The sequence below is a fragment of the Eubacterium sp. 14-2 genome (assembly GCF_000403845.2).
Classification (GTDB): domain Bacteria; phylum Bacillota; class Clostridia; order Lachnospirales; family Lachnospiraceae; genus Petralouisia.
Map to the genome: position 1 here is coordinate 76,007 of NZ_KE159567.1, position 22,302 is coordinate 98,308.

The 22,302-nt window shown below is 47.3% G+C and carries 19 protein-coding genes; 16 read left to right on the forward strand and 3 right to left on the reverse strand.

Annotation, left to right across the window (positions count from 1 at the left end; translation table 11 throughout):
- Window positions 1–13: 13 nt before the first annotated feature.
- From atpG to C805_RS07705, 4 genes are all read left to right on the forward strand, one after another.
- Complete coding sequence (gene atpG / locus C805_RS07690) at window positions 14–871, forward strand: ATP synthase F1 subunit gamma (protein WP_016213233.1); 858 nt, start codon at window positions 14–16, stop codon at window positions 869–871.
- 394 nt (window positions 872–1,265) lie between these two features.
- A complete protein-coding gene (gene atpD / locus C805_RS07695; RefSeq protein WP_016213234.1) occupies window positions 1,266–2,657 on the forward strand; it encodes a F0F1 ATP synthase subunit beta in 1,392 nt (463 codons plus the stop codon).
- Between the two features lie 11 nt (window positions 2,658–2,668).
- On the forward strand, window positions 2,669–3,076 hold the full coding sequence (gene atpC / locus C805_RS07700; RefSeq protein WP_016213235.1) for an ATP synthase F1 subunit epsilon: 408 nt from the start codon (window positions 2,669–2,671) through the stop codon (window positions 3,074–3,076).
- Between the two features lie 315 nt (window positions 3,077–3,391).
- A complete protein-coding gene (locus tag C805_RS07705) occupies window positions 3,392–4,159 on the forward strand; it encodes a hypothetical protein (RefSeq protein ID WP_016213236.1) in 768 nt (255 codons plus the stop codon).
- A gap of 140 nt (window positions 4,160–4,299) precedes the next feature.
- On the opposite strand, the gene C805_RS07710 is transcribed toward C805_RS07705, so the two are convergent.
- Both C805_RS07710 and C805_RS07715 read right to left on the reverse strand, forming a co-directional pair.
- Window positions 4,300–6,147, reverse strand: a complete 1,848-nt coding sequence (locus C805_RS07710) for an HD-GYP domain-containing protein (protein ID WP_016213237.1) — start codon at window positions 6,145–6,147, stop codon at window positions 4,300–4,302.
- A 47-nt stretch (window positions 6,148–6,194) separates the two neighbouring features.
- Window positions 6,195–7,910, reverse strand: coding sequence for a hybrid sensor histidine kinase/response regulator (locus tag C805_RS07715; protein ID WP_016213238.1), 1,716 nt, complete (start codon window positions 7,908–7,910; stop codon window positions 6,195–6,197).
- Between the two features lie 332 nt (window positions 7,911–8,242).
- Here C805_RS07715 and C805_RS24945 point away from each other — a divergent pair, with 332 nt between their 5' ends.
- From C805_RS24945 to hydG, 11 genes are all read left to right on the forward strand, one after another.
- On the forward strand, window positions 8,243–8,929 hold the full coding sequence (locus tag C805_RS24945; RefSeq protein WP_016213239.1) for a hypothetical protein: 687 nt from the start codon (window positions 8,243–8,245) through the stop codon (window positions 8,927–8,929).
- A gap of 21 nt (window positions 8,930–8,950) precedes the next feature.
- Complete coding sequence (locus C805_RS07725) at window positions 8,951–9,433, forward strand: RNA polymerase sigma factor (RefSeq protein WP_016213240.1); 483 nt, start codon at window positions 8,951–8,953, stop codon at window positions 9,431–9,433.
- Entirely contained in the window at window positions 9,426–10,217 is a 792-nt protein-coding gene (locus tag C805_RS07730; RefSeq protein ID WP_016213241.1) for an anti-sigma-I factor RsgI family protein, read from the forward strand. The genes C805_RS07725 and C805_RS07730 overlap by 8 nt, the downstream gene beginning before the upstream one ends.
- A gap of 80 nt (window positions 10,218–10,297) precedes the next feature.
- Window positions 10,298–10,870, forward strand: a complete 573-nt coding sequence (locus C805_RS07735) for a biotin transporter BioY (RefSeq protein WP_016213242.1) — start codon at window positions 10,298–10,300, stop codon at window positions 10,868–10,870.
- 49 nt (window positions 10,871–10,919) lie between these two features.
- Window positions 10,920–11,888: a biotin synthase BioB gene (gene bioB / locus C805_RS07740; protein ID WP_016213243.1), complete on the forward strand. Its 969-nt coding sequence runs from the start codon at window positions 10,920–10,922 to the stop codon at window positions 11,886–11,888.
- On the forward strand, window positions 11,885–12,571 hold the full coding sequence (gene bioD / locus C805_RS07745; protein WP_016213244.1) for a dethiobiotin synthase: 687 nt from the start codon (window positions 11,885–11,887) through the stop codon (window positions 12,569–12,571). Before bioB ends, bioD begins: the two co-directional genes overlap by 4 nt.
- A 99-nt stretch (window positions 12,572–12,670) precedes the next feature.
- Window positions 12,671–13,843 (forward strand): amidohydrolase, encoded by a 1,173-nt coding sequence (locus C805_RS07750; protein WP_016213245.1) that lies wholly within the window; start codon window positions 12,671–12,673, stop codon window positions 13,841–13,843.
- A gap of 491 nt (window positions 13,844–14,334) precedes the next feature.
- A complete protein-coding gene (locus C805_RS07755; RefSeq protein ID WP_016213246.1) occupies window positions 14,335–15,450 on the forward strand; it encodes a DUF362 domain-containing protein in 1,116 nt (371 codons plus the stop codon).
- Between the two features lie 20 nt (window positions 15,451–15,470).
- A complete protein-coding gene (locus C805_RS07760) occupies window positions 15,471–17,426 on the forward strand; it encodes a bifunctional metallophosphatase/5'-nucleotidase (protein WP_016213247.1) in 1,956 nt (651 codons plus the stop codon).
- Window positions 17,427–17,785: 359 nt separating this feature from the next.
- Entirely contained in the window at window positions 17,786–18,838 is a 1,053-nt protein-coding gene (gene hydE / locus C805_RS07765; protein ID WP_016213248.1) for a [FeFe] hydrogenase H-cluster radical SAM maturase HydE, read from the forward strand.
- 18 nt (window positions 18,839–18,856) lie between these two features.
- Window positions 18,857–20,275 carry a [FeFe] hydrogenase H-cluster radical SAM maturase HydG gene (gene hydG, locus C805_RS07770; RefSeq protein WP_016213249.1) on the forward strand — a complete coding sequence of 473 codons (1,419 nt, stop codon included), beginning with the start codon at window positions 18,857–18,859 and terminating at the stop codon, window positions 20,273–20,275.
- Between the two features lie 94 nt (window positions 20,276–20,369).
- Here the strand turns inward: hydG and C805_RS07775 are convergent, their stop codons facing one another.
- Complete coding sequence (locus tag C805_RS07775; RefSeq protein WP_155957600.1) at window positions 20,370–20,816, reverse strand: PH domain-containing protein; 447 nt, start codon at window positions 20,814–20,816, stop codon at window positions 20,370–20,372.
- A gap of 368 nt (window positions 20,817–21,184) precedes the next feature.
- On the opposite strand from C805_RS07775, the gene C805_RS24950 reads away from it, so the two are divergent.
- Window positions 21,185–22,255 (forward strand): hypothetical protein, encoded by a 1,071-nt coding sequence (locus C805_RS24950; protein WP_016213251.1) that lies wholly within the window; start codon window positions 21,185–21,187, stop codon window positions 22,253–22,255.
- Window positions 22,256–22,302 lie beyond the last annotated feature (47 nt).

Here is a 22,302-nt window from a genome sequence, read left to right on the forward strand (position 1 = left end):
GTGGTGAATGTTTATGGCGTCCATGAGGGACATAAAAAGAAGAAAAGGCAGCATACAAAGTACGCAGCAAATCACAAAAGCCATGAAGCTCGTTTCTACCGTTAAACTGCAGAAAGCGAAAAATCGTGCGGAACAGTCCAATCCATATTTTAATTATATGTACCAGACGGTAACTTCAATGCTTGCAAGGTCAGGAAATATGAATCATCCCTACCTGAAAGCGGGAAATTCTCAGAAGAAAGCAATCATTACCATTGCTTCTAACCGCGGACTTGCCGGCGGATACAATTCCAATATTGTGAAGCTGGTTACCGACAGCGGTATTCCCAGAGAAGAAGTCCAGATTTACATTATCGGACGTAAAGCCAGGGAATCCCTGCAGCGGAAAGGCTACGAAATGAAAGGGGACTATTCAGATGTAATCGAAGGTCCCACTTATGAGGATGCTGCCGCAATCTGTAAGGAGGTTCTGGGCGCTTTTACCAGAGGGGAAATCGGGGAAATTTACCTTGCATATACCCACTTTAAAAATACCGTCAGCCATGAGCCCACTCTGATGAAGCTGCTTCCGGTGGAATTTGATGAAGCAGAACTGAAAGAGGCAGACAGCAATGTGCTGATGAATTATGAGCCAAACGAGGAAGAGGCCCTGGATTTAATTATACCCAAGTATATGACAAGCCTTTTCTATGGCGCTCTGGTGGAGGCGGTTGCCAGTGAGAACGGCGCCAGAATGCAGGCCATGGATTCCGCAACAAGCAATGCAGAAGAAATGATCAGTGATTTGACATTGAAATATAACAGAGCGCGCCAGGGCTCCATTACCCAGGAGCTGACAGAGATTATTGCCGGCGCTGAGGCCATATCTTAAAGCGCTTTGCGCTTTAAGAACATGGCCCGTTTATCGCAGGGCGGGCCAGAGGAAAAAGCTGCCAGAGGCAGCGGCCCGTCCGCGCAGAAGAGCCGAAAAGGCCCTTCTGAAGCAGAAACAGGCTGAGAGAAAGAGGAGTCTGAGATTAATCGCAGGGCGGGCCAGAGGAAAAAGCTGCCAGAGGCAGCGGCCCGTCCGCGCAGAAGAGCCAAAAAGGCCCTTCTGAAAGAGAAACAGGCTGAGAAACAAAAAGTCTGAGATTAATCGCAGGGCGGGCCAGAGGAAAAAGCTGCCTGAGGCAGGGGCCCGTCCGCGCAGAAGAGCCGAAAAGGCCCTTCTGAAACAGAAACAGGCTGAACATTTTCAGTCATCAACAATTTTAAGGAGTGAAATTATGGCAGATAAGAATATAGGTAAAATCACTCAGATTATCGGGGCTGTTTTGGATATTAAGTTTTCCGAAGGCAGCCTGCCGGAAATCAACGAAGCAATCAACATTCCGCTGGAAGGCGGAAAACGTCTGGTTGTGGAGGTTTCCCAGCATCTGGGTGATGATACGGTAAGGTGTATTGCCATGGGTTCTACGGACGGATTAGTCCGCGGAATGGATGCAGAAGCAACAGGGGCATCTATTACCATTCCGGTTGGAGAGCAGACGCTGGGACGTATGTTCAACGTGCTGGGTGAACCTATTGATGAAGTGGCACCGCCGAAAAATGTGGAATATATGCCGATTCACAGAAAGGCTCCGACATTTGAAGAACAGGCTACTTCCACAGAAATGCTGGAAACCGGTATCAAAGTCGTTGACCTGCTCTGTCCTTACCAGAAAGGTGGAAAAATCGGTCTGTTCGGAGGAGCCGGCGTAGGAAAAACCGTGCTGATTCAGGAATTAATCCATAACATTGCCACAGAGCATGACGGATATTCCGTATTTACCGGCGTAGGTGAGAGAACCCGTGAAGGAAATGACCTTTACTATGAAATGAAAGAATCCGGAGTTATTGACAAGACCTGTATGGTGTTCGGACAGATGAATGAGCCCCCCGGAGCACGTATGCGAGTGGGACTTACCGGACTTACCATGGCAGAGTATTTCCGTGATAAAGGCGGAAAAGACGTGCTGCTGTTTATTGACAATATTTTCCGTTTTACACAGGCAGGTTCTGAGGTGTCCGCACTGTTGGGACGTATGCCTTCCGCCGTAGGTTATCAGCCTACGCTGCAGACAGAAATGGGTGCTTTGCAGGAGCGTATTACATCTACAAAGAACGGTTCCATTACTTCCGTACAGGCAGTTTATGTGCCGGCAGACGACCTGACAGACCCGGCTCCCGCAACCACATTTGCTCATCTGGATGCAACCACCACACTGTCCCGTTCCATTGCGGAACTTGGTATTTATCCGGCAGTAGACCCGCTGGATTCCACTTCCCGTATTCTGGATCCCCGTGTGGTAGGCCAGGAGCATTTTGAAGTGGCCCGCGGCGTACAGGAAATTTTACAGAGATACAAAGAACTGCAGGATATTATTGCAATTCTTGGTATGGATGAGCTGTCAGAAGATGATAAGCTGGTGGTAAACCGTGCAAGAAAGGTACAGAGATTCCTGTCCCAGCCATTCTTTGTGGCAACTCAGTTTACCGGACTGGATGGAAAATATGTGCCCATTGCAGAAACACTCAGAGGATTTAAGGAAATTCTGGAAGGTAAACATGACGATGTTCCGGAAAGCCATTTCCTGAATGCAGGATCAATTGATGAAGTTCGCGCCCGCATGAAGTAGGGGGTGAGCATATGGCAGAGGAAAACAAATACTTTCAGTTGGAAATTATCACGCCGGACCGTGTATTTTACAGAGGAGAGGCTTCCATGGTGGAATTTACTTCCGTGGACGGAGAGATGGGTGTCTATAAACACCATATCCCTCTGACCACCGTACTTGCTCCTGGAATTGTAACTGTTACAGAAGCAGACGGTAAAAAGGAAGCAGCAGTTCACGCAGGTTTTGTGCAGATTCTTGGAGATAAAGTGACATTTCTTGCAGAAATTGCCGAATGGCCGGATGAGATTGATGTAAACCGCGCGCAGGCAGCCAAAGCCCGTGCAGAGGAGCGCCTTCGCAATCACAGTGCCGAGGTAGACGTGGCCCGTGCAGAGATTGCGCTGAAAAAAGCACTGGTGCGTATTGATGTGAAACAGTAAACATACAAGGCATTGCAGATACCGGGGAAATCTGGTATCCGCGGTGCTTTGTTATTCTATGGAACGCTCTCACCACATTAAGATGTGAAAGTATCTTTCCATAGAATAACAAAGCTCATATCGCACTGCGGCGGATAAGAAATAAGTCCCAGAGGGACCCGCCGCAGGCGGAGAATCCAGCAAGGCAGGATTCAGTTAATGTTACAGGATATTCTATGAAAAGCTCTCACCGCATTAAGGTATGAAACATCTTTCCATAGAATAACAAAGCCCTTACCACACTAAGGTGTGAAAGCAGAAAGGCGGATTATAATTATGAAAGATACAGACATACTGTTTCAGGATGTTTTGGAATATCTGTACAGGAATCTGTCCGGTAAAAAAGCAGAAGAAAATGTCTGCAATTCAGAAAAACCATACGGTATTTTATGGGAACAGGGACTCCGCTTTATGGATGCAGGTTTTTCAGAAGACGCCATACAGATAGCGTTGGAATATGAAAAGGCAAAAATAATCAGAGACAGAGAACTGTCAGAGGAGGAATTACTCCAGCTGCTGGTGATGGAGCGGATGATTCGCTGCATTCACACCGGAGAATACGGTAAGACAGCATCCATAGTTCAGGCCTTTGCCTCTCAGGAACTTCTTGCAAAGTACGGATTTGTGCTGAATCTGCTGTATCAGATGGAAGATACGGAGCAGGACAGAAAAGAAACATTCTGTCTGGAACATGATATTCCGCAAACCTGCAGAAATCAGAGCAATTCCAGGATGCAGGAGTTTTTTACAGCCATAAATACGCTGTACAGCAGTTTACTGGAAAAAGAGAAGATAAATATGGTCCGAAATATGCTGCGGCATAAAGTTCCGGATCTGACTATTCGGGAAATTGCAGGAATCAGTGAGGAATATCTGCAGATCATAAAAAACGGTATAAAAAACCAGTGGGATAAAAATACCATATATGCCGGTATCGCAGGCATTTTAAAGAATGAAAATAAGAAAACAGGATATAAAGATCTGAGTACGGATGAAGCATTGCTGTATCAGACAATTGCATTTTATGCCGGAAAATGGTTTTAGGAAAAGACTGTTCGAAGACGGAAAATCCAATGGAAAAATTCTGGCTGTTAAAAAAAGGCTGCCGCAGCCGGCAGGAAGTATACAGAGATTACCATGCAAATAGTTATCTGCTGCTGTTTCCTGCCGGCTGCAGCGGCCTTTTATGATTTCATTCCATCATAAATCTGGCGGTATGCCTCACGGCATCCTTCTGTGAAAGCAGTCTTAAGCTGCAATATAGTTCTTTCATCCTGCAGCCGGACAGTCAGAAGGGGAGAAAAGCGTTTGCCTCCCAGTGCAATGGCATCTTCAATGGCTTCCTCAAAGGTTTTTTCAAAGCCCATGTACAGACGCTGCATGTCAGTTATGTCATGGAGCCAGTCAATCAGGCCGATAAGATCTGTCATCTGACGGTACTGGCATTCCAGACGGTGATAGGAATCCGGATAGCCATGGGTACAGTCATACCAGGAATGATGTCCATGGGCAATGGCAGCATAAGGCCGGGTGGAATTTCTGGCAGACAGAGCAGCTTCCCCTGCCAGGGTGTGAAGATGGGCCATTTCATATTCTTCCTCAAACCACTGACGCCCTGCCTGGGAATACAGATTGATAAAATTCACTTTGCCGATATCGTGCAGCATACCGGCTTCCATGGCATAATTCAGAATGCACTGTTTCTTTTCCGTGGGGTCAGAAATCGCCCGGAACATGGCGGCATCATCAAAAAATTCAGGTTCTTCCTCCAGAATAATGCGGCAGAGAGTCACAGCGCCTTTTCCCACAGCCCAGGAATGTACAAAAATCTCCGGAGCAAAGCGCATTTGTACTTTTATCAGGAATTCCTTGTAGGAAATACTGTTTTCCGTTTCCAGAAAGGTGGAGGAAAGCTGCCGCAGATAGAGGAACAGCGTCTCGTTCTGAGAGTCATCCGGAACAGAGTCCATGTATTTTAAAATCCGGTGATAGAGGCTTTCCAGATATTCTGTCCGTTTCGGAATTCGCTCCGGGTAATCATTTAAATACTGACAGTAAAAAGCCGGCAGAGAGATAATGCCGTACATGCTGTCCGTGGAAAAATCTGTGAGATCTGCTTTATCCATTAAAAGTTCCATTTTGTTCAGAAGACCGTCCAGGCTGTTCAGTCCGCAGTAATATTCTATGGCATAATAGGCAAACCGCGGACGGATGGGCGGATGTTCATTTCGGGCGTCTGCCTCCTGGAACCTCCGTTCGTGGACAATATAGACAGATTCCATGATATCAGTCACATCTGCAGAAGTCATGGTAGTTTCCCTGCTGTGGGAAATGCTGGCTGCCATCTGCTGATGGGTCAGATAAATATATTTGTCCCAGGGGAGATCCGGCGCCTTTTCCTGATAATCCTTATCCTGCAGAATTTCCAGGGAACGTTTGATCATATGGATTTTTTCACTGGCAGATCTGAATTTACCCAGAGACATATTTGCCCGGGAACGCAGAATATAACCCCGTGTTTCTGTGTCGTCAATTTCATCATAATATTTCAGGTAAGCGGCTGCTTCTGTAAAACAGAGACGCATCTGGGAGGTGTATTTATCCGTAATGGAGAGATCCAGCCCCACCAGTTTGTTGCACTGATTGTTGTGGGCCATGCCGAGCCAGTACAATTCCCGAATCATGGCATTTCGGTCTCTGGTTAGCCGGGAAAGTGTCAGCAGCGCTTTATGAATCTGACAGAACAGCCCTGCATCCAACGCATCTCTGCCGTTTTCATATAAAAGTGCGTCTGCAAATTCCCGCAGCTCCTGCAGTTTATCTTCACTGATGTTGTGTATATGGTCCAGAACCGGAAACAGTTCTCCGCGCAGTAATTCCATATTACGCTTTATTTTCTGCTCTGCCTGCATACGGTCCCGAAAGACTTCCTCCAGATATTCGTCAAAAGAGAGGTTTCCCGGATGTTTACGGGTTCTGAGGGCAGAAATATCTTTTAAACTGGCAATGTATTCTTCCTGATATGGCTGCATAATCCTTCTACTCTTTTCTGTTATCTGATCAGGGTATCAATGTAAAATCACTGACAGCCTGACCCCTGTTTATATTTCAGTCGATTGCGCAAAATTTCCTGCAGACGTTCCGGGTCTACAGGTTTGGAACAATGTTCGTTCATTCCGGCTTCCCGTGACAGGCGGATATCTTCCACGAAAGCATTTGCAGTCATGGCCACAATCCAGACACTTTCCGCATCTGCTCTGGAAAGCTGCCTGATTTTTCTGGTAGCTTCGTATCCGTTCAGAACAGGCATTTGGATATCCATAAAAATAACATCGTAATAGCCTTCCGGAGATGCTGCGAATTTTTCCACAGCCTGGGCGCCGTTGTCGGCCACATCTGTCTGAACTCCGATAAGAGAGAAAATTTCCACTGCAATCTCCTGATTCAGCTCCACATCTTCTACCAGCAGAACCCGGTACTGGCTGTAATCCATGTCAGGACTGGCATATGGGTCATCTTCCATATCCTCCTGATTAATCAAACCGGAAATGGTTTCCAGCAGTCTGCTTTTAAAGAGAGGACATGGCACGAAAGCGTTGATGCCGGTACGGGTGGCCTGATATTCCATCTGTGCCCAGTCTGATTCCGATACCAGCAGAATTGGAAAATCCTGTCCTGCCAGATGGCGCACATGAGTGGCCAGCTCCAGTACCGCCATGTCGTCCAGTTCCTGCCCCAGCAGCATGGCACAGGGCATACGGTTTTCGTACTGTTCTTCCGTCAGCCATGTGACCACGTCCAGTCCCCGTTTCATATGTACCGGAACCAGCCCGCCGTCTTTTAAATATTCCAGAATGGGCGGAAGCCTGCTTTCCATGCTTTCTGCCACCAGTATCTGCTGTCCCTTTGGAAGGTTCAGTTCTTCCCGCTCCTGAAGAGCCACTTTGAAAGGAAGTGTTACATAAAACGTGCTGCCTTCCCCTTCCTGGCTTTCAGCGCGGATCTGTCCTTCCATCCGGTCTACCAGGTTTTTCACAATAGACATGCCCAGACCGGTTCCCTCAATCTTGCTGGTGGCAGCGTTAGTCACCCGTTCAAAGGGCAGAAAGATTTTCTTCAGAAATTCCTGACTCATTCCCATGCCGTTGTCTTTGCACATAAAATCGAACCATACCTGCCGGTGTCCGGAATCATCGGGTTCATCCGGGCGCTGGCAGATGCGAATCAGAATGTCTCCTTCTTTCTGGGTGTATTTTACTGCATTTCCAATAATATTCACCAGAATCTGACGCAGATGCAGGGGATCTCCAATGAGATTTTCCTCATGAATTACACCCAGTTCAATCTGCAGGTTCTGATTTTTCTGAGCCGCCTGCGGGCGTATGATGACAGCGATGTCATGAACCAGATCTGCCAGAGAAAATTCCTCTTCATTTAAGGAAAGACGTCCACTGTCAATACGGGACATATCCAGCACATCATTGACCAGACTCATCAGGTGAGTGGAGGACGTTTTGATTTTAAGCAGACAGTCCTGCACCCTTGCCTTTTCATCAATATGGGATAACCCAATGGAGGTCATTCCGATAATGGCATTCATGGGGGTGCGGATATCATGAGACATGTTGGACAGGAAAATGCTTTTTGCCCTGTTGGCCTCTTCTGCTTCCTGCAAAGATTTTTCCAGAGAGGCGATACGCTGTTCCAGTTCCGCAATCTTCTGCTGGTTTCGGGCGGAATCTGATATTCTGTTCTGATTTGATTTTGTTACAGGATAATCTTTGTTTTCGCTCATATTAGTTCTCTACACTTTCTGTTTGTGAATTGTTACTGTTCCTTTCTTAATTAAAAGTAAACAGCAACCATGAATCTGTCATAACTGCTGTGCAGTACAGGCCCTGAGGGCGGTATAATATCAGCATTATACCACAGAAAATATAAAAATTCCATACCTGTTAAGTTTCTGAATTATATAATATTTTATAATGAAAAGGAGTCCATTATATGTTATGATAAAAACAGAAAAAAATATGTTGCCGGGATGCAAGGATTTTTCGGAATATATCGTATTATAAGTAGAAAACAAAATAATAGCAATATATTCAGAGAAAATCAGGAGGTTATATTATGAAAAACGGTAAGAAAATGTTAGTTGCAGGGTTAGCCTGTCTTGTAGTATTGGGGATTGCTGTTCCCACAGCAGCTTTCCGTCTGCAGAATCAGGAAACGCCGCTGAAAAAAGAACAGGTGGAACAGAAGACTGAGGTGAGACAGTCCGGAGCGGAGGATATGCTGAAACAGGCTGTACAGACGGTAAGTACAAAGGGTGCAGAGGTTACTGACCCGGAAGATGTGATACTGCCGGTAGTGACACCCACAGAGGAGCCGGAAGACAACAGCGAAGTACCGCCTGCTGAGAATAACAGCGACGAAGCACAGGATACGGAAGCACCGGCGGAGGATAATACAGACACAGAGGCACCGGTGGAAGATAATACAGACACAGAAGCACCGGCAGACGTAACAGAGAATACAGATCCTGGCACAACAGCGGCAGTCTGTCCTTACTATGCAGATGCGAACGGTGACGGATACTGTGACCATTGTGCTCATAACGGAGCCTGCGGCAACAACTTTACGGATGTCAACGGAGATGGAATCTGTGATTACTGTACCCATAACGGCAGCGGACATTGCGGCAATTATTCAGATACCAACGGCGACGGATACTGTGACAACTGGAACGGTTACGGTAATGGAAACGGTGGCGGCGGACACCATGGCGGCGGACACCATGGAGGACGTCACTGGTAGGAAGAACAAAGGGGATATTTTATGCGTGGTGAACAGGAGGTTGAACAGGCAATAAAGACGTATGCCGATATGATACGGAGGATTTGCCTTTTACATCTGAATAACCATGAAGATACGGAGGATGTGCTTCAGGAGGTGTTTTTGAAGTATGTCCTCCATTCTGCGGTCTTTGAAAATTCTGAGCATGAAAAAGCGTGGCTTATCCGGGTCACACTCAATGCCTGCAAAGACCTGAAGAGAAAGCTGTTTCGACACGGGACAGTGCCGCTGGAAGTGCTTTCAGAAGAAGCTGCCAGTGTGGAGCCGGAGCAGATGGAAATACTGGAGACAGTGCTTGGTCTGCCGGCAAAGTATAAAGACGTAATATATCTCCATTATTATGAAGGGTATACTGCCAGGGAAATAGGAACTATGCTGCATAAGAAAGAAAATACCATATATTCTCTTTTATCGCGGGGACGGGATATACTGAAACAGAAGTTAGGAGGTGGCGGCAGTGCATGATGAGATTCGGAAAGCATTTGGACAGATTCGTGCAACTGAGCAGATGAAACAGTCCGTGTCGGAACATCTGACTCAGAACAGAAGGAAAACTGCAAAAAGCTCCATACGGGTCAGTCTGGCCCCTCTGGTGTCAGCCTGCGCCCTTTTACTGCTCTGTGTCGGAATCGGAAACTGGTATTTTTTCCAGGAAATGCCAGTATCCTATGTCAGTGTGGATGTTAATCCTTCTGTGGAACTGACGCTGAACCGCAGGAATCGTGTGACCGCTGCGGAGAGCCGGAATAAAGAAGGAGAGATTGTTCTGGCACATCTGGAGCTGGAGGGAAAAGACTATCTGGAGGCGGTGGAACTGCTGGTGGGAAGTCAGGCCATGCAGAAATATCTCACAGGAGATGCGGAACTGACGGTTACCGTGGCTTCATCAAATGCGGAGGAACTGCTCTCCGGACTGGAAAACAGCGAGATAACCACCCACTATCATGGTATGTGCCGAAGCGCTGATATGGATACGGTGAGGTCTGCTCATGAAATTGATATGTCTCTGGGGAAATATCAGATGTATCAGCTTCTTTCCCAGTATAATGCTGAACTGACAGCAGAGGAATGCCAGTCAATTCCCATGTGCCAGCTGGGACGTCTTCTTGCCCAGTATGAAAACGGCAGGCAGGAAGCGGTGGGAGAAGAGGAACTGAGAGAAATGGAAACGGGCTGCGGTCATGATGGCGGCAGCCATCATAGCCAAAAAGGCCATCACAATGGAAAAGGCCATCATAATGTAAACTGATTAAAGAAATTAAGTTGACAATAAGAGCGATTCTGTGTATATTATTTTTTATAAATGAAAAATATACACAGGAGGGCATTATGGGAAAAAAATTAACAGTGAAAGAAATTGTCTGCGGGGGTTTGTTCACAGCATTGGTAGCGGCAGGAGCCTTTATTCAGGTTCCCATACCAGGAATGGACTATTTTACCCTGCAGTTTTTATTTGTGCTGCTGGCAGGAATGATACTTGGATATAAAATGGGGGCAGTCAGTATAGGAGCGTATGTGCTGCTGGGGCTGTGCGGCTTGCCGATTTTTGCCGCAGGCGGCGGAATCGCCTATATTTTCCGCCCCAGTTTCGGCTATCTGGTGGGTTTTATCCTGGCAGCTTTTGTGGTGGGACTGGTTGTGGAGAAGTCCGGGATTCGGGGATACGCAAAATATTTAACCGCAGCCTTTGGGGGATTTACAGTTACCTATGCAATCGGGCTGGTATACAAATATATGATGCTGAATTATTATGTGGGGGAAAAAACAGCCTTTGCCATGGTACTGGCAGATTGTTTTCCGCTGGATATGCCAGGTGACCTGGTTCTGTGTTTTCTGGCTGCCGGGCTGGCAGTTCGGCTGGTACCGGCTTCCCGGAGTATTCTGGGAACCCTGGCGGAATAAAAGTGTAACTCTGAATCAAGACTTTATGACAGTAAGGTGGAGGGAAACCATGAAAAACAGGCTTGAAATGCTGAAGGAAAAGGTTCTGAACGGATATCAGATTTATAAAAAAGAAGCCCTTTTTCTGGCAGAGCAGCCTCTGGAAGAATTATGTAAGGCAGCCGATGAAATTCGCCGGGCCTTTTGTGGAAATGCTTTCGATTTATGTACAATTATCAACGGGAAAAGTGGAAAATGTTCTGAAAACTGCAAATATTGTGCACAGTCCTCTTTTTATCAGACCCATGTGGAGAGTTATCCTCTGCTTGGTACAGAGGAACTGGTACAACAGGCGGAGTACAACAGCCAGCGCGGTGTGCCCAGATATTCCATTGTCACATCCGGAAAAAAACTGAACAGTGAAGAAGTGGAACAGGTCTGTGAAAGTATCCGGCAGATAAAAAAATCAGTAAATATTTCGGTATGCGTGTCTTTCGGTCTGCTGGAAGAGGAAGATTTCCGCAAAATAAAAGAAGCCGGAGCAGAACGGGTACATAACAATCTGGAAACTTCAGAGGTTTATTTTCCAAAGGTATGTACCACCCATACCTGGCAGGATAAAATCAGAGCCCTGAAAAATGCCAGAGCCGCCGGAATGAGCGTGTGCAGCGGCGGCATAATGGGTCTGGGAGAAACGATGGAGGACCGCATTGACCTTGCGCTGACTCTGCAGAACCTGGGGGTGAATTCTGTTCCGATTAATATGCTGAATCCCATACCAGGTACTCCATATGAAAAAAATCCGAAGCTGACAGAGGAAGATATGCGCCGGATTATCGCAGTGTTCCGGTTTATTCTGCCGAAATCTTTCATCCGCCTGGCAGGAGGCAGAGGACTGATGGAAGATCAGGGACGGAACTGTTTCCGTTCCGGTGCAAATGCGGCCATTACCGGAGATATGCTGACTACAGCGGGAATTACCATCAGACGGGATATGGAAATGCTGAAGGAACTGGGATATCAGGTGGTGAAAGTATGAGCAGAGGAATTTTTGTTACCGGCACAGGAACCGATGTGGGAAAAACGTATGTAACAGCTCTTCTGGTGCGGACTTTGCGTAAAGCAGGTGTAAAAGCGGCATATTATAAGGCGGCGGTCAGCGGAAATGAACGGGACGTCCATGGGAGGCTTATACCGGGAGATGCAGATTGGGTCAGGGCTGTTTCCGGGATTGCCCAGCCGCTGGAATCCATGGTGCCCTATATTTATGAACAGGCAGTTTCCCCTCATCTGGCAGCCAGAAAGGAGGGGAATCCGGTTGAACTGTCCGTAGTGTGTCAGGGGTATGAGAAACTTTGTCAGGAATACGAATATATCACCATGGAAGGCAGCGGAGGGATTTTATGCCCTATGCGGCAGGAGGAAGGGAAGGAACTGTGGCTGGAAGATATTATCAGAGAGCTGCAGCTTCCCTGCCTGGTAGTTGCAGAGGCGGGCCTGGGCACCATTAACCATACCATTCTGACCCTGGAATATCTTAAGATGAGAGGAATTGAGGCCAGGGGCGTGATTTTGAATCATTTTCATCCGGAACTGGAAATGGAGCAGGAGAACCGCAGCATGATAGAACAGCGCGGAAAAGTCCCGGTTCTTGCATGTATACCGAACTATGGAGAAGAAGTGGATATACCAGCGGAAAAACTGATGGAGCTGTATCAGTGAACCGGCATTTGCAGTGAGGAATCCTGAGTGAGGAAAACCTGCGTAATACACAGTGATTTATGATATAATAAGATAAAAACTTTCAGGAGGAATGATAACATGAATCACACGATATTAATCAGACAGGGAACCCTTCACGATGGAATTCACAGAGAGCCTTATACAGCCGATATTCTGGTGGAAAACGGGAAAATTGCCAGAATAGAACCCACCCTGGAAATGGAAAACGTTCCGAATATTCAGGTGCTGGAGGCGTCAGGACTGCAGGTATATCCCGGTTTTGTGGAAGCCCACTGTCATCTGGGGCTGGACGGCTATGCCATCGGATTTGAGGGTGCGGATTATAATGAAATGACGGATTCCGTAACTCCGCAGCTGTCCGCCACAGACGGACTGAATCCGCAGGATGAGAGTATCCGGCTTGCCATGGAAGGCGGCGTAACCTGCGTGGCGTCCGGGCCGGGAAGCTCTAACGTACTGGGAGGAACCTTTACCGTATTCAAAACCACAGGGAAGCGGATTGACGACATGATAGTGAAAGAGAAAGCAGCCATGAAATGCGCCTTTGGAGAAAATCCCAAACGCTGTTATAAAGACAAAGATATCTATTCCCGGATGACTACCGCCTCCATACTCCGGAATATGCTGGAAAAAGCCAGAGAATACATGAAACGAAAAGAGGCGGCGGGAGATGACGTACTGAAACAGCCAGCCTGGGACGCAAAACTGGAGGCGCTGATTCCCGTTCTGAAGGGAGAGATGCCTCTGAAGGCCCATGCCCATCAGGCGAATGACATTTACACAGCCATCCGTATTGCAAAAGAGTTTCAGGTGAAACTTACCATTGACCACTGTACGGACGGTTCTCTGATTGCCGAAGATCTGGCAAAAGAAGGGTATCCTGTGGCAGTTGGCCCCACGCTGACCCATGCCAGCAAATTTGAACTGAAAAATAAGAGCTTTGCCACACCGGGAGACCTGGCAAGGGCAGGATGCCAGGTTTCGGTCATCACAGATTCCCCGGTGATTCCCCAGCAGTATCTTGCCCTGTGTGCAGGGCTCGCAGTGAAATCCGGCATGGATGAATTTGACGCTCTGCAGGCAATTACAATCAATGCGGCGAAACATATCGGTGTGGAAGAAAGAACAGGTTCTCTGGAAATCGGTAAGGACGGAGATTTTGTGATCGCAGACGGCAATCCCATGGTGTCAGACACAAATATTAAATATGTATTGATTGACGGGAACATCACATATCAGGAACAGAAATAGTTTTCTGTAAAAGGACGGAAGGAAAGCGTTGCCAGAGGCAACGCTTTTTGGGGGAGTAAATTTATGAAATGTTTCATGGGGTGCCACATCTTGGGCGGTGGCACCGGTTTATGTAAGATAACTTTCTGAAAATAAAGTTATATTGTTGTTTGTCGAAGCTGATAACGGTGCGCGCATGTTTGAGCTATCAACTTCATTTGATATACTGAGTATAAGATATAAATGTGTGCAAATTATGGACAATTTCTAAAAGAAACATAAAGAATTCGAAAGAAATTATGAAGAAAAAGTAAAAAAAACGTTAGCGGAAAAAGGGATTTGGCCATGGAAAAAAACAGGGATAAACAGCGGAAAAATAAAGCACATATCGGGACAAATAAATTGAAAAAAAACTACGGGTGATGTAGAATAGGATATACCCTGTGAGCACAGCGGGTATCTGAACAGCGGGTGAATTTTAAATACATATCATGAGAGAAGGAGAATTTCATATGGAAAAATCAAAAGTATATTTTACAACCTTTAAAACCTCATTTACGGAAAACATTCCGGACAAATTAAAACGTCTGATTCTGACGGCAGGCATCAGAGACATTGATTTTACCGATAAATATGCGGCCATAAAAATACATTTCGGAGAACTGGGCAATCTTGCATTTCTTCGTCCGAATTATGCCAAAGCAGTGGCGGATGTGGTGAAAGAGCTGGGCGGAAAAGTATTTCTGACAGACTGTAATACATTGTATGTGGGAAGCCGGAAAAATGCACTGGATCATCTGGATACCGCCTGTATAAACGGATTTACCCCATATTCCACAGGCTGCCATGTGATTATCGGGGACGGTCTGAAAGGAACGGATGAAGTGCTGGTGCCGATAAACGGAGAATATGTAAAAGAAGCCAAAATCGGACGGGCAGTGATGGACGCAGACGTTTTCATTTCCCTCAACCATTTCAAGGGCCATGAAATGACAGGATTCGGCGGAGCTCTGAAAAATATCGGCATGGGCTGCGGATCCAGAGCAGGAAAAATGGAAATGCACAGCGAGGGCAAGCCCAATGTGAATCAGGACAACTGTATCGGCTGCGGCATGTGTACCAGAGTCTGTGCCCATCAGGGAGTTGCCGTTACCGACAAAAAAGCAGCGATTGACCATGAAAAATGTGCGGGCTGCGGACGGTGTATCGGGGTCTGCCCCAAAGATGCCATTGTGCCCAGTTTTGGAAAATCCAATGATGTGCTGAACTGCAAAATGGCGGAATACAGCAAAGCAGTGCTTCAGGGACGGCCCCATTTCCATATTTCCATTGTGTGCGACGTATCTCCCAACTGTGACTGCCATGCGGAGAATGATATTCCCATTATTCCGGACGTGGGAATGTTTGCTTCCTTTGACCCGGTGGCCCTGGACGTGGCATGTGCGGACGCCTGCAACCGGCAGCCTGTGATTTCCGGCAGCATTCTGCATGAAAACAGGGAACATGACCATGATGAAAGCCATGATCATTTCCACATTACCCATCCGGATACCAACTGGAAATCCTGTGTGGAACACGCAGAAAAAATCGGTATCGGCAGCCGGGAATATGAGCTGATTGAAATTTAAGGACACGGAGAAACAGTTCTATGAAAATAATAAAAAAAATGTGGAATGTGCTGCTGTTGTCTCTTATTGGGATTGGGGTGTCAGGAGTGACTGTGCTGGCAGAAGAATCAAAAGAAATTAATGTGGTATTTACCCATGATCTTCATTCCCATCTGGAATCCTTTTATCTGGAGGAAGACGGAAAAGGACAGAATGTGGGAGGAGCCGCCAGAATCATGGGTTATCTGGAAGAACAGCGGCAGGAAAACGAAAATCTGCTGTATCTGGACGGCGGAGATTTTTCCATGGGAACCCTGTATCAGACTGTATATGCCACACAGGCGGCGGAACTTCGGATGCTGGGTTATCTGGGAGCGGACGCAGCCACTTTTGGAAATCATGAGTTCGATTACCGCAGCCAGGGACTTGCAGATATGCTCCACAGGGCGAAAGACAGCGGAGATGAGGTGCCGCCTCTGGTGGTCTGCAATGTTGACTGGGAAGGAACACTGGCCGCAGAACAGGCAGAAGACGGTGCACTGCTGCAGGAAGCCTTTGAGAATTATGGAGTAAAACCCTATATTGTAGTGGAAAAAGGCGGCGTCAACATTGCCATAACAGGAGTATTCGGGAAAGATGCGCTGGCCTGTGCACCTACCTGTGCTCTGACTTTCCGCGACCCGGTGGAAGCAGTGAAGGAAACGGTGGAGGAAATAAAGAGTCAGGAAAATGTGGACATGATTGTATGCGTTTCTCACAGCGGCACCTGGGAGGAAGAGAAGAAATCAGAGGATGAACTGCTGGCAAAAGGCGTACCGGATCTGGATTTGATTATCAGCGGCCATACCCACAGTATTCTTAAGGAGCCCATCATCCATGGAGATACCGCTGTTGTGTCTGCCGGAGAATACGGCGCCCGCGTGGGTTTCCTGCGTATGGTTCAGAAAGAAGACGGCCGCTGGAATCTGGAAGATTATCAGCTGACGCTGATGGATGAGACATGGAAGGAACATGAGGATGCGGGGAAGAAAGTGGAAGAACTGGGGCTTACCATTGATTCGGAATATCTCTCCGGATTTGGCTATACCAGAGAGCAGATACTGGTGCACAATCCCTGGGAATTTACGGAAATAAATGGTCTGGGGGAAAAACTGCAGGAGGAGACACTGGGAAATCTTCTGGCAGATTCCTATCTGTATATGGTCAACAGCAATGATACGGGAGACGAGAATCCGGCAGTGGTGGCAGTGGTTCCCAGCGGCTGTATCCGGGATACCTTTCACAAAGATAAAGATATCACAGTGTCAGATGCATTTCAGGTACTTTCACTGGGAATCGGGCCGGACGGAGTGCCGGGCTATCCTCTGATCAGTGCGTATTTTACCGGAGAAGAGCTGAAAACAATGGCAGAAGTGGACGCTTCCATTTCTCCGATGATGTCCACGGCCCAGCTTTACAGCAGCGGCCTTACCTATACCATCAATCCCAGCCGGATGATGATGAACAGAGTGACAGAAGTGGAGCTGCAGGACATGTCCGGAAAAGTACAGGAACTGGAGGATGATAAGCTGTACCGGATGGTGGCGGATCTTTACAGCGGCCAGATGCTGGGAGCGGTAACAGACCAGTCTCACGGTATTCTGTCTATTGTGCCAAAGGACGCTCAGGGAAATGAGATTCCCATGGACAGGATGGAAGACCATATTGTATATATAAACGGAAAGGAACTGAAAGCCTGGGTCTGTGTGGCTGAGTATCTGGACTCCTTTGAAAAAAACGGCGGAGACTCTGAAATACCGGAATATTACAGCACGGTTCAGAACCGGAAAGTCATCAGAGATGACAGCAGCATAGGGGCGGTACTGAGTAATCCCAATAAAATTGCCGTTGCAGTTTTCTGCATTGGAGCAGGCGTTGTGATTTTACTGGTTCTGCTGACGGTTCTGATTGTGAGAAGCATTAAGAAACGGAGAAGGAAGCGGGACAGCCTGTACTGACCGGGCTGGAAATATCATGTATCCTGTTGAAATTTTTGAAAAACCATGGTACCATAGGAAAAACAGGTGACCGGAAAGAGATTCTGACCGGCAACCTGATTACAGCACAGGAAATCTGTTCCTGCATTAAGAAAAGAAAAAAGCAGACCAGACCACAAGGGGTTCCTGAAGGGGAAGGTACAGCGAAGCAAAAATAAGAAATATTACAGAATTTCCATATTATACCGTTCTGTCCGGCCTGTGGGAAAGCAGGCCGTCAGACTGACGCTGTCTCCTCAGGAAAGAATCACAGAAGAAAGAGTTTCCCCGTTCTGTGATTCTGGCCCTGAGGGGGCAGTTTTGCATTTACAGGAGGAACCATGAAACAGTCCGGACAACTGATTGACAAACTGGAAGCAGAATCACATCTCACAAAAGAAGAATGGATTTGGCTGATATCTGACCGCAGCCCCGAAACCGCAGAATACCTTTTTGAAAAATCCAGATACTGGCAGCAGAAATATTACGGCAATAAAGTTTACACCAGAGGACTGATTGAATTTACCAATTACTGCAGAAACGACTGTTACTACTGCGGCATTCGCAGAAGCAACCGTGCGGCCAGACGATACCGGCTGACAAAAGACCAGATACTGGAATGCTGTCATCAGGGATATGAACTGGGATTTCGGACTTTTGTGCTCCAGGGCGGAGAGGACAGCCGCTTCTCTCAGGAAATGCTGGAAGACATTGTAAGCACCATGAAACAGAACTGGCCCGACTGTGCCGTTACCCTGTCCCTGGGAGAACGTACTTACGAGAGTTATCTGGGACTGTATCAGGCGGGAGCGGACCGTTATCTGCTGCGCCATGAAACGGCACAGGAGGCTCATTACAAAAAACTGCACCCGCCGGAGCTGTCTTTGGAGCACCGGAAAAAGTGTCTGTTCCAGCTGAAAGAAATCGGTTATCAGACAGGAACCGGATTTATGGTGGGAAGCCCCGGACAGACGCCGGAACAGCTTGCGGAGGATATGCTGTTTATCCGGGAGCTGGAACCCCATATGGTGGGGATTGGACCTTTTGTACCCCACCATGACACGCCTTTTGCCAGAGAACAGGGAGGAACCGTGGAACTGACACTGTTCCTGACAGGCCTGCTGCGGGTCATGATGCCAAAATTGCTGCTGCCCGCCACCACATCCCTTGGGACCATAGACCCCAGGGGCCGGGAAAAAGGGATTCAGGCAGGAGCCAATGTGGTGATGCCCAATCTGTCGCCTGTCTCTGTGCGGAAAAAATACGATCTGTACGACAACAAAATCTGCACCGGCGAGGAGGCAGCCGAGTGCAGAGGATGTCTGGAACGAAGGATGAAATCTATTGGTTATGAACTGGTAACAGACCGGGGAGATTTTCCCGGTGATTTATAGGATCAAAGGAGGAACAATATGTATAATGTCATGTCGCCAAAAGCAGAAGAATTCATCAGCCATGAAGAAATTCTGGATTCTCTGGAATACGGTGAAAAAAATAAAGAGAACCGGGAGCTGATTGACAGAATACTGGCAAAGGCCAGAGAGCGCAGAGGCCTTTCCCACAGAGAAGCCATGGTGCTGCTGGACTGTGAACTGGAGGATAAAATACAGGAAATATTTGCTCTCGCAGAACAGATTAAAAAGGATTTTTACGGAAACCGCATCGTTATGTTTGCACCGCTGTATCTGTCCAATTACTGTGTCAACGGATGCGAATACTGTCCCTATCATGCAAAAAACAAACACATTGCCCGGAAGAAACTGACGCAGGAAGAGATTGTAAAAGAAGTTACCGCGCTGCAGGATATGGGCCATAAAAGGCTGGCGCTGGAAGCCGGAGAAGATCCGGTACACAACCCCATTGAGTATATTCTGGAATGTATCCATACCATCTACGGCATCCGGCACAAAAACGGAGCTATCCGGCGGGTTAATGTGAACATAGCCGCCACCACAGTGGAAAATTACCGTAAATTAAAAGAAGCAGGCATCGGTACCTATATTCTGTTTCAGGAAACCTATCACAGGGAATCCTATGAAAAACTTCATCCCACCGGGCCGAAGCATGACTATGCATACCATACGGAAGCCATGGACCGGGCCATGGAAGGCGGCATTGACGATGTAGGCCTGGGGGTGCTGTTCGGCCTGAATAATTACCGTTATGATTTTGCGGGAATTCTGATGCATGCGGAACATCTGGAGGCTTATAAAGGAGTGGGGCCCCATACCATCAGCGTACCCAGGCTGCGCCGGGCAGACGATATTGACCCGGATGCATTTGACAATGGAATTACCGACGAGACTTTTGCCAGAATTGTGGCATGTATCCGGATTGCAGTGCCCTATACCGGTATGATAGTATCCACCAGAGAAAGCCAGTCCTGCCGGGAGAAAGTGCTCCATCTGGGTATTTCCCAGATAAGCGGCGGTTCCAGAACAAGTGTGGGCGGATATGCAGGGCCGGAACCGGAAGAAGAAAATTCTGCTCAGTTTGATGTGAGCGATAACCGCACGCTGGACCAGGTGGTAAAATGGCTGATGGAAATGGATTATGTACCCAGTTTCTGTACGGCATGTTACCGGGAAGGCAGAACCGGAGACCGGTTTATGACGTTGTTAAAAAGCGGTCAGATTGTGAACTGCTGCCATCCAAATGCGCTGATGACGCTGAAAGAATATCTGGAAGACTATGCGGCAGAAGAAACAAAAGCAATCGGAGATAAACTGATTGAAAAGGAACTGGATGTAATCACCAATCCGAAGGTGAAAGAGAAAGTTGTGGATTATCTGAAAAACATTCACAACGGACAGCGTGATTTCAGATTCTGATAAATGACAGCTAAAATAAAAGACAGGTGTTCCCGGAAGGCAGAACACCTGTCTTTTATTTTAGCTGTCTGAAATACTCTTTATTTCTGCGGCGTTATCCGGGAGAAATGGTTTTTACCTCAAATTCGGAACAATACGTTCTGCAAGGAAATCTCTGTCCTTTTTTGTCATACAGGGAAGCGTCAGCACATACAGCAAGTGAATGACCCGGAAGGCAGCCCGAAAATATCTGAAACAGGCAGGCGCATGCACAGAGCTTTCCGGTATGTTTCGGCGGCCGGCGCATAGAATTTATGGAGGATATGGAAAATTCCGGCAGAAGCACCTGGAGGAATTCATAAACCTCCTCTTTTTTCCGGCACAGAGAAAGCTGGGCCAGTTCTTCTCCGTTGTCTCCGATTCCCACACAGATAATCCGGGCTTCGCAGCGGCCGGTGAGCCGGGCAATGGGAGGCTGTACAATACGCAGGGCCTGAATCCGGGCGGTGGGAATGATATAATCCTGCTTTCGAAAAAAAAACATGGTGAATGTAAATATCATCGCCCTGACGGAAGGCGGAAAAATGATAGAAATTCAACAGGTGCCGGATCATCTGAAACACATAAGTAATCACATGGCTTTTTTGTGTAATGACTGAAATTCCATAATACTCCTTTCTGAAACCGGCGAAAATTCCGGAACAAATGATGTTTTCACAGAAAAAGTGTAGCATAGTTACTGCAGGGAGAAAAGCGGCCGGAGCGGATTGTAAGGTGAAAGTAAGGCTGCTGTAAGAAAAAATGCAAAGCTGTCAGGAAGAAGGGAACCACAGACGGAAACAGGGGTATTTACAGCCCGGATAAGATTATTTCTTGCAACGGGAAAGGAATTCTGTTAAAATTAATCAGTCAGAACAGGGGAATAAAATCATGAGTGTACAGGATAAATTAGAACATATTTTAAAAAAAATACATCTGCTGTTTTCAGAGAGCCCTTCCTACGGAGAAAACAGCGATAAAATAATTGTGGAAAAAAAGGCGGTTTTTGATTTGCTGGAGCAGCTGAATCTGGCTGTTTATGAAGCCATGGACCAGTATGAGGTCACATCTCAGAAACATGAGCTGGCAGAGCGGCGCTGTGAGAAGCGCGGTGAGGAAATTATTCAGAAGGCCAGCAGGCATGCAGATGATATTTATGCGGCTTCTATTATGTATACCGACGATGCAATTAATCGAATCTGCTATATTATGGACGATGCCAGCCATGCGGTCCGGGACATATATCATAAAATGAACGCGGAGATGGAAGAACACCGGGAGCGGGTGCGGCGCAATCAGCTGGAACTTACGGGGCAGCTCAGGGATTTTGCCGATACGGATAAATATGTAAAGCTGATTCAGGAAGTAAATAAGGAGCTGGAGCGGGAACACCGCCGGGAAATGGAAGGGAAAAAGGAAAAACGGATTCAGAATGAAGGAAAATCCTATTCCGCTGTGAAACCGGAAATCAAAATCAACCAGGCCTATTTTGAGCGTACAGGCAAAACTTACGATTTGGACCGGGAGGAATCCGACAGCAAAAAAGATACCTCTGACAGCATGATACGGATAACCGGAAAAGAATTTGCAGAAAATCTGCGCCGCAGAGCAGCCAGAAGCCGGGAAAAAGGGCTGGAAGTGGAAGATATGTCTCAGGAGCCGGATTCCGGGACGGACGCCAGGGATTCGAAAGAGGCAGGCATACAGGACATTCTGGCCCAGGCGGGAGCCGGGCTGGCAGCACTGGCAGAAGCAGAACTGAAAGAGCTGAAAGCAGCCGTGGCCCAGGAGAAAACGGAAGAAACACCGGAATCTGTTTCTGAAGGAGAGACGGATGGGAAACAGCTGCTGCCGGAAATACATGTGGATCTGGACGCCGAGTATTTTAAATGGAAGGCAGGGGAAGAACAGCCGCCCCAGGAAAAAAAGGAGCGGCATTTTCTGTTTGGAAGGAAGTCCTGAAAAAGAGCAGTACCCGTATAATGCCAGGGACTGTCGGCTAACAGACA

Excerpts from the sequence above, each read along its gene's own strand:
- atpG (WP_016213233.1), top strand. The coding sequence starts at position 14 with ATGGCGTCCATGAGGGACATAAAAAGAAGAAAAGGCAGCATACAAAGT.
- atpD (WP_016213234.1), top strand. The coding sequence starts at position 1,266 with ATGGCAGATAAGAATATAGGTAAAATCACTCAGATTATCGGGGCTGTT.
- atpC (WP_016213235.1), top strand. The coding sequence starts at position 2,669 with ATGGCAGAGGAAAACAAATACTTTCAGTTGGAAATTATCACGCCGGAC.
- C805_RS07705 (WP_016213236.1), top strand. The coding sequence starts at position 3,392 with ATGAAAGATACAGACATACTGTTTCAGGATGTTTTGGAATATCTGTAC.
- C805_RS07710 (WP_016213237.1), bottom strand. The coding sequence starts at position 6,147 with ATGCAGCCATATCAGGAAGAATACATTGCCAGTTTAAAAGATATTTCT.
- C805_RS07715 (WP_016213238.1), bottom strand. The coding sequence starts at position 7,910 with ATGAGCGAAAACAAAGATTATCCTGTAACAAAATCAAATCAGAACAGA.
- C805_RS24945 (WP_016213239.1), top strand. The coding sequence starts at position 8,243 with ATGAAAAACGGTAAGAAAATGTTAGTTGCAGGGTTAGCCTGTCTTGTA.
- C805_RS07725 (WP_016213240.1), top strand. The coding sequence starts at position 8,951 with ATGCGTGGTGAACAGGAGGTTGAACAGGCAATAAAGACGTATGCCGAT.
- C805_RS07735 (WP_016213242.1), top strand. The coding sequence starts at position 10,298 with ATGGGAAAAAAATTAACAGTGAAAGAAATTGTCTGCGGGGGTTTGTTC.
- bioB (WP_016213243.1), top strand. The coding sequence starts at position 10,920 with ATGAAAAACAGGCTTGAAATGCTGAAGGAAAAGGTTCTGAACGGATAT.
- bioD (WP_016213244.1), top strand. The coding sequence starts at position 11,885 with ATGAGCAGAGGAATTTTTGTTACCGGCACAGGAACCGATGTGGGAAAA.
- C805_RS07750 (WP_016213245.1), top strand. The coding sequence starts at position 12,671 with ATGAATCACACGATATTAATCAGACAGGGAACCCTTCACGATGGAATT.
- C805_RS07755 (WP_016213246.1), top strand. The coding sequence starts at position 14,335 with ATGGAAAAATCAAAAGTATATTTTACAACCTTTAAAACCTCATTTACG.
- C805_RS07760 (WP_016213247.1), top strand. The coding sequence starts at position 15,471 with ATGAAAATAATAAAAAAAATGTGGAATGTGCTGCTGTTGTCTCTTATT.
- hydE (WP_016213248.1), top strand. The coding sequence starts at position 17,786 with ATGAAACAGTCCGGACAACTGATTGACAAACTGGAAGCAGAATCACAT.
- hydG (WP_016213249.1), top strand. The coding sequence starts at position 18,857 with ATGTATAATGTCATGTCGCCAAAAGCAGAAGAATTCATCAGCCATGAA.
- C805_RS07775 (WP_155957600.1), bottom strand. The coding sequence starts at position 20,816 with ATGATATTTACATTCACCATGTTTTTTTTTCGAAAGCAGGATTATATC.
- C805_RS24950 (WP_016213251.1), top strand. The coding sequence starts at position 21,185 with ATGAGTGTACAGGATAAATTAGAACATATTTTAAAAAAAATACATCTG.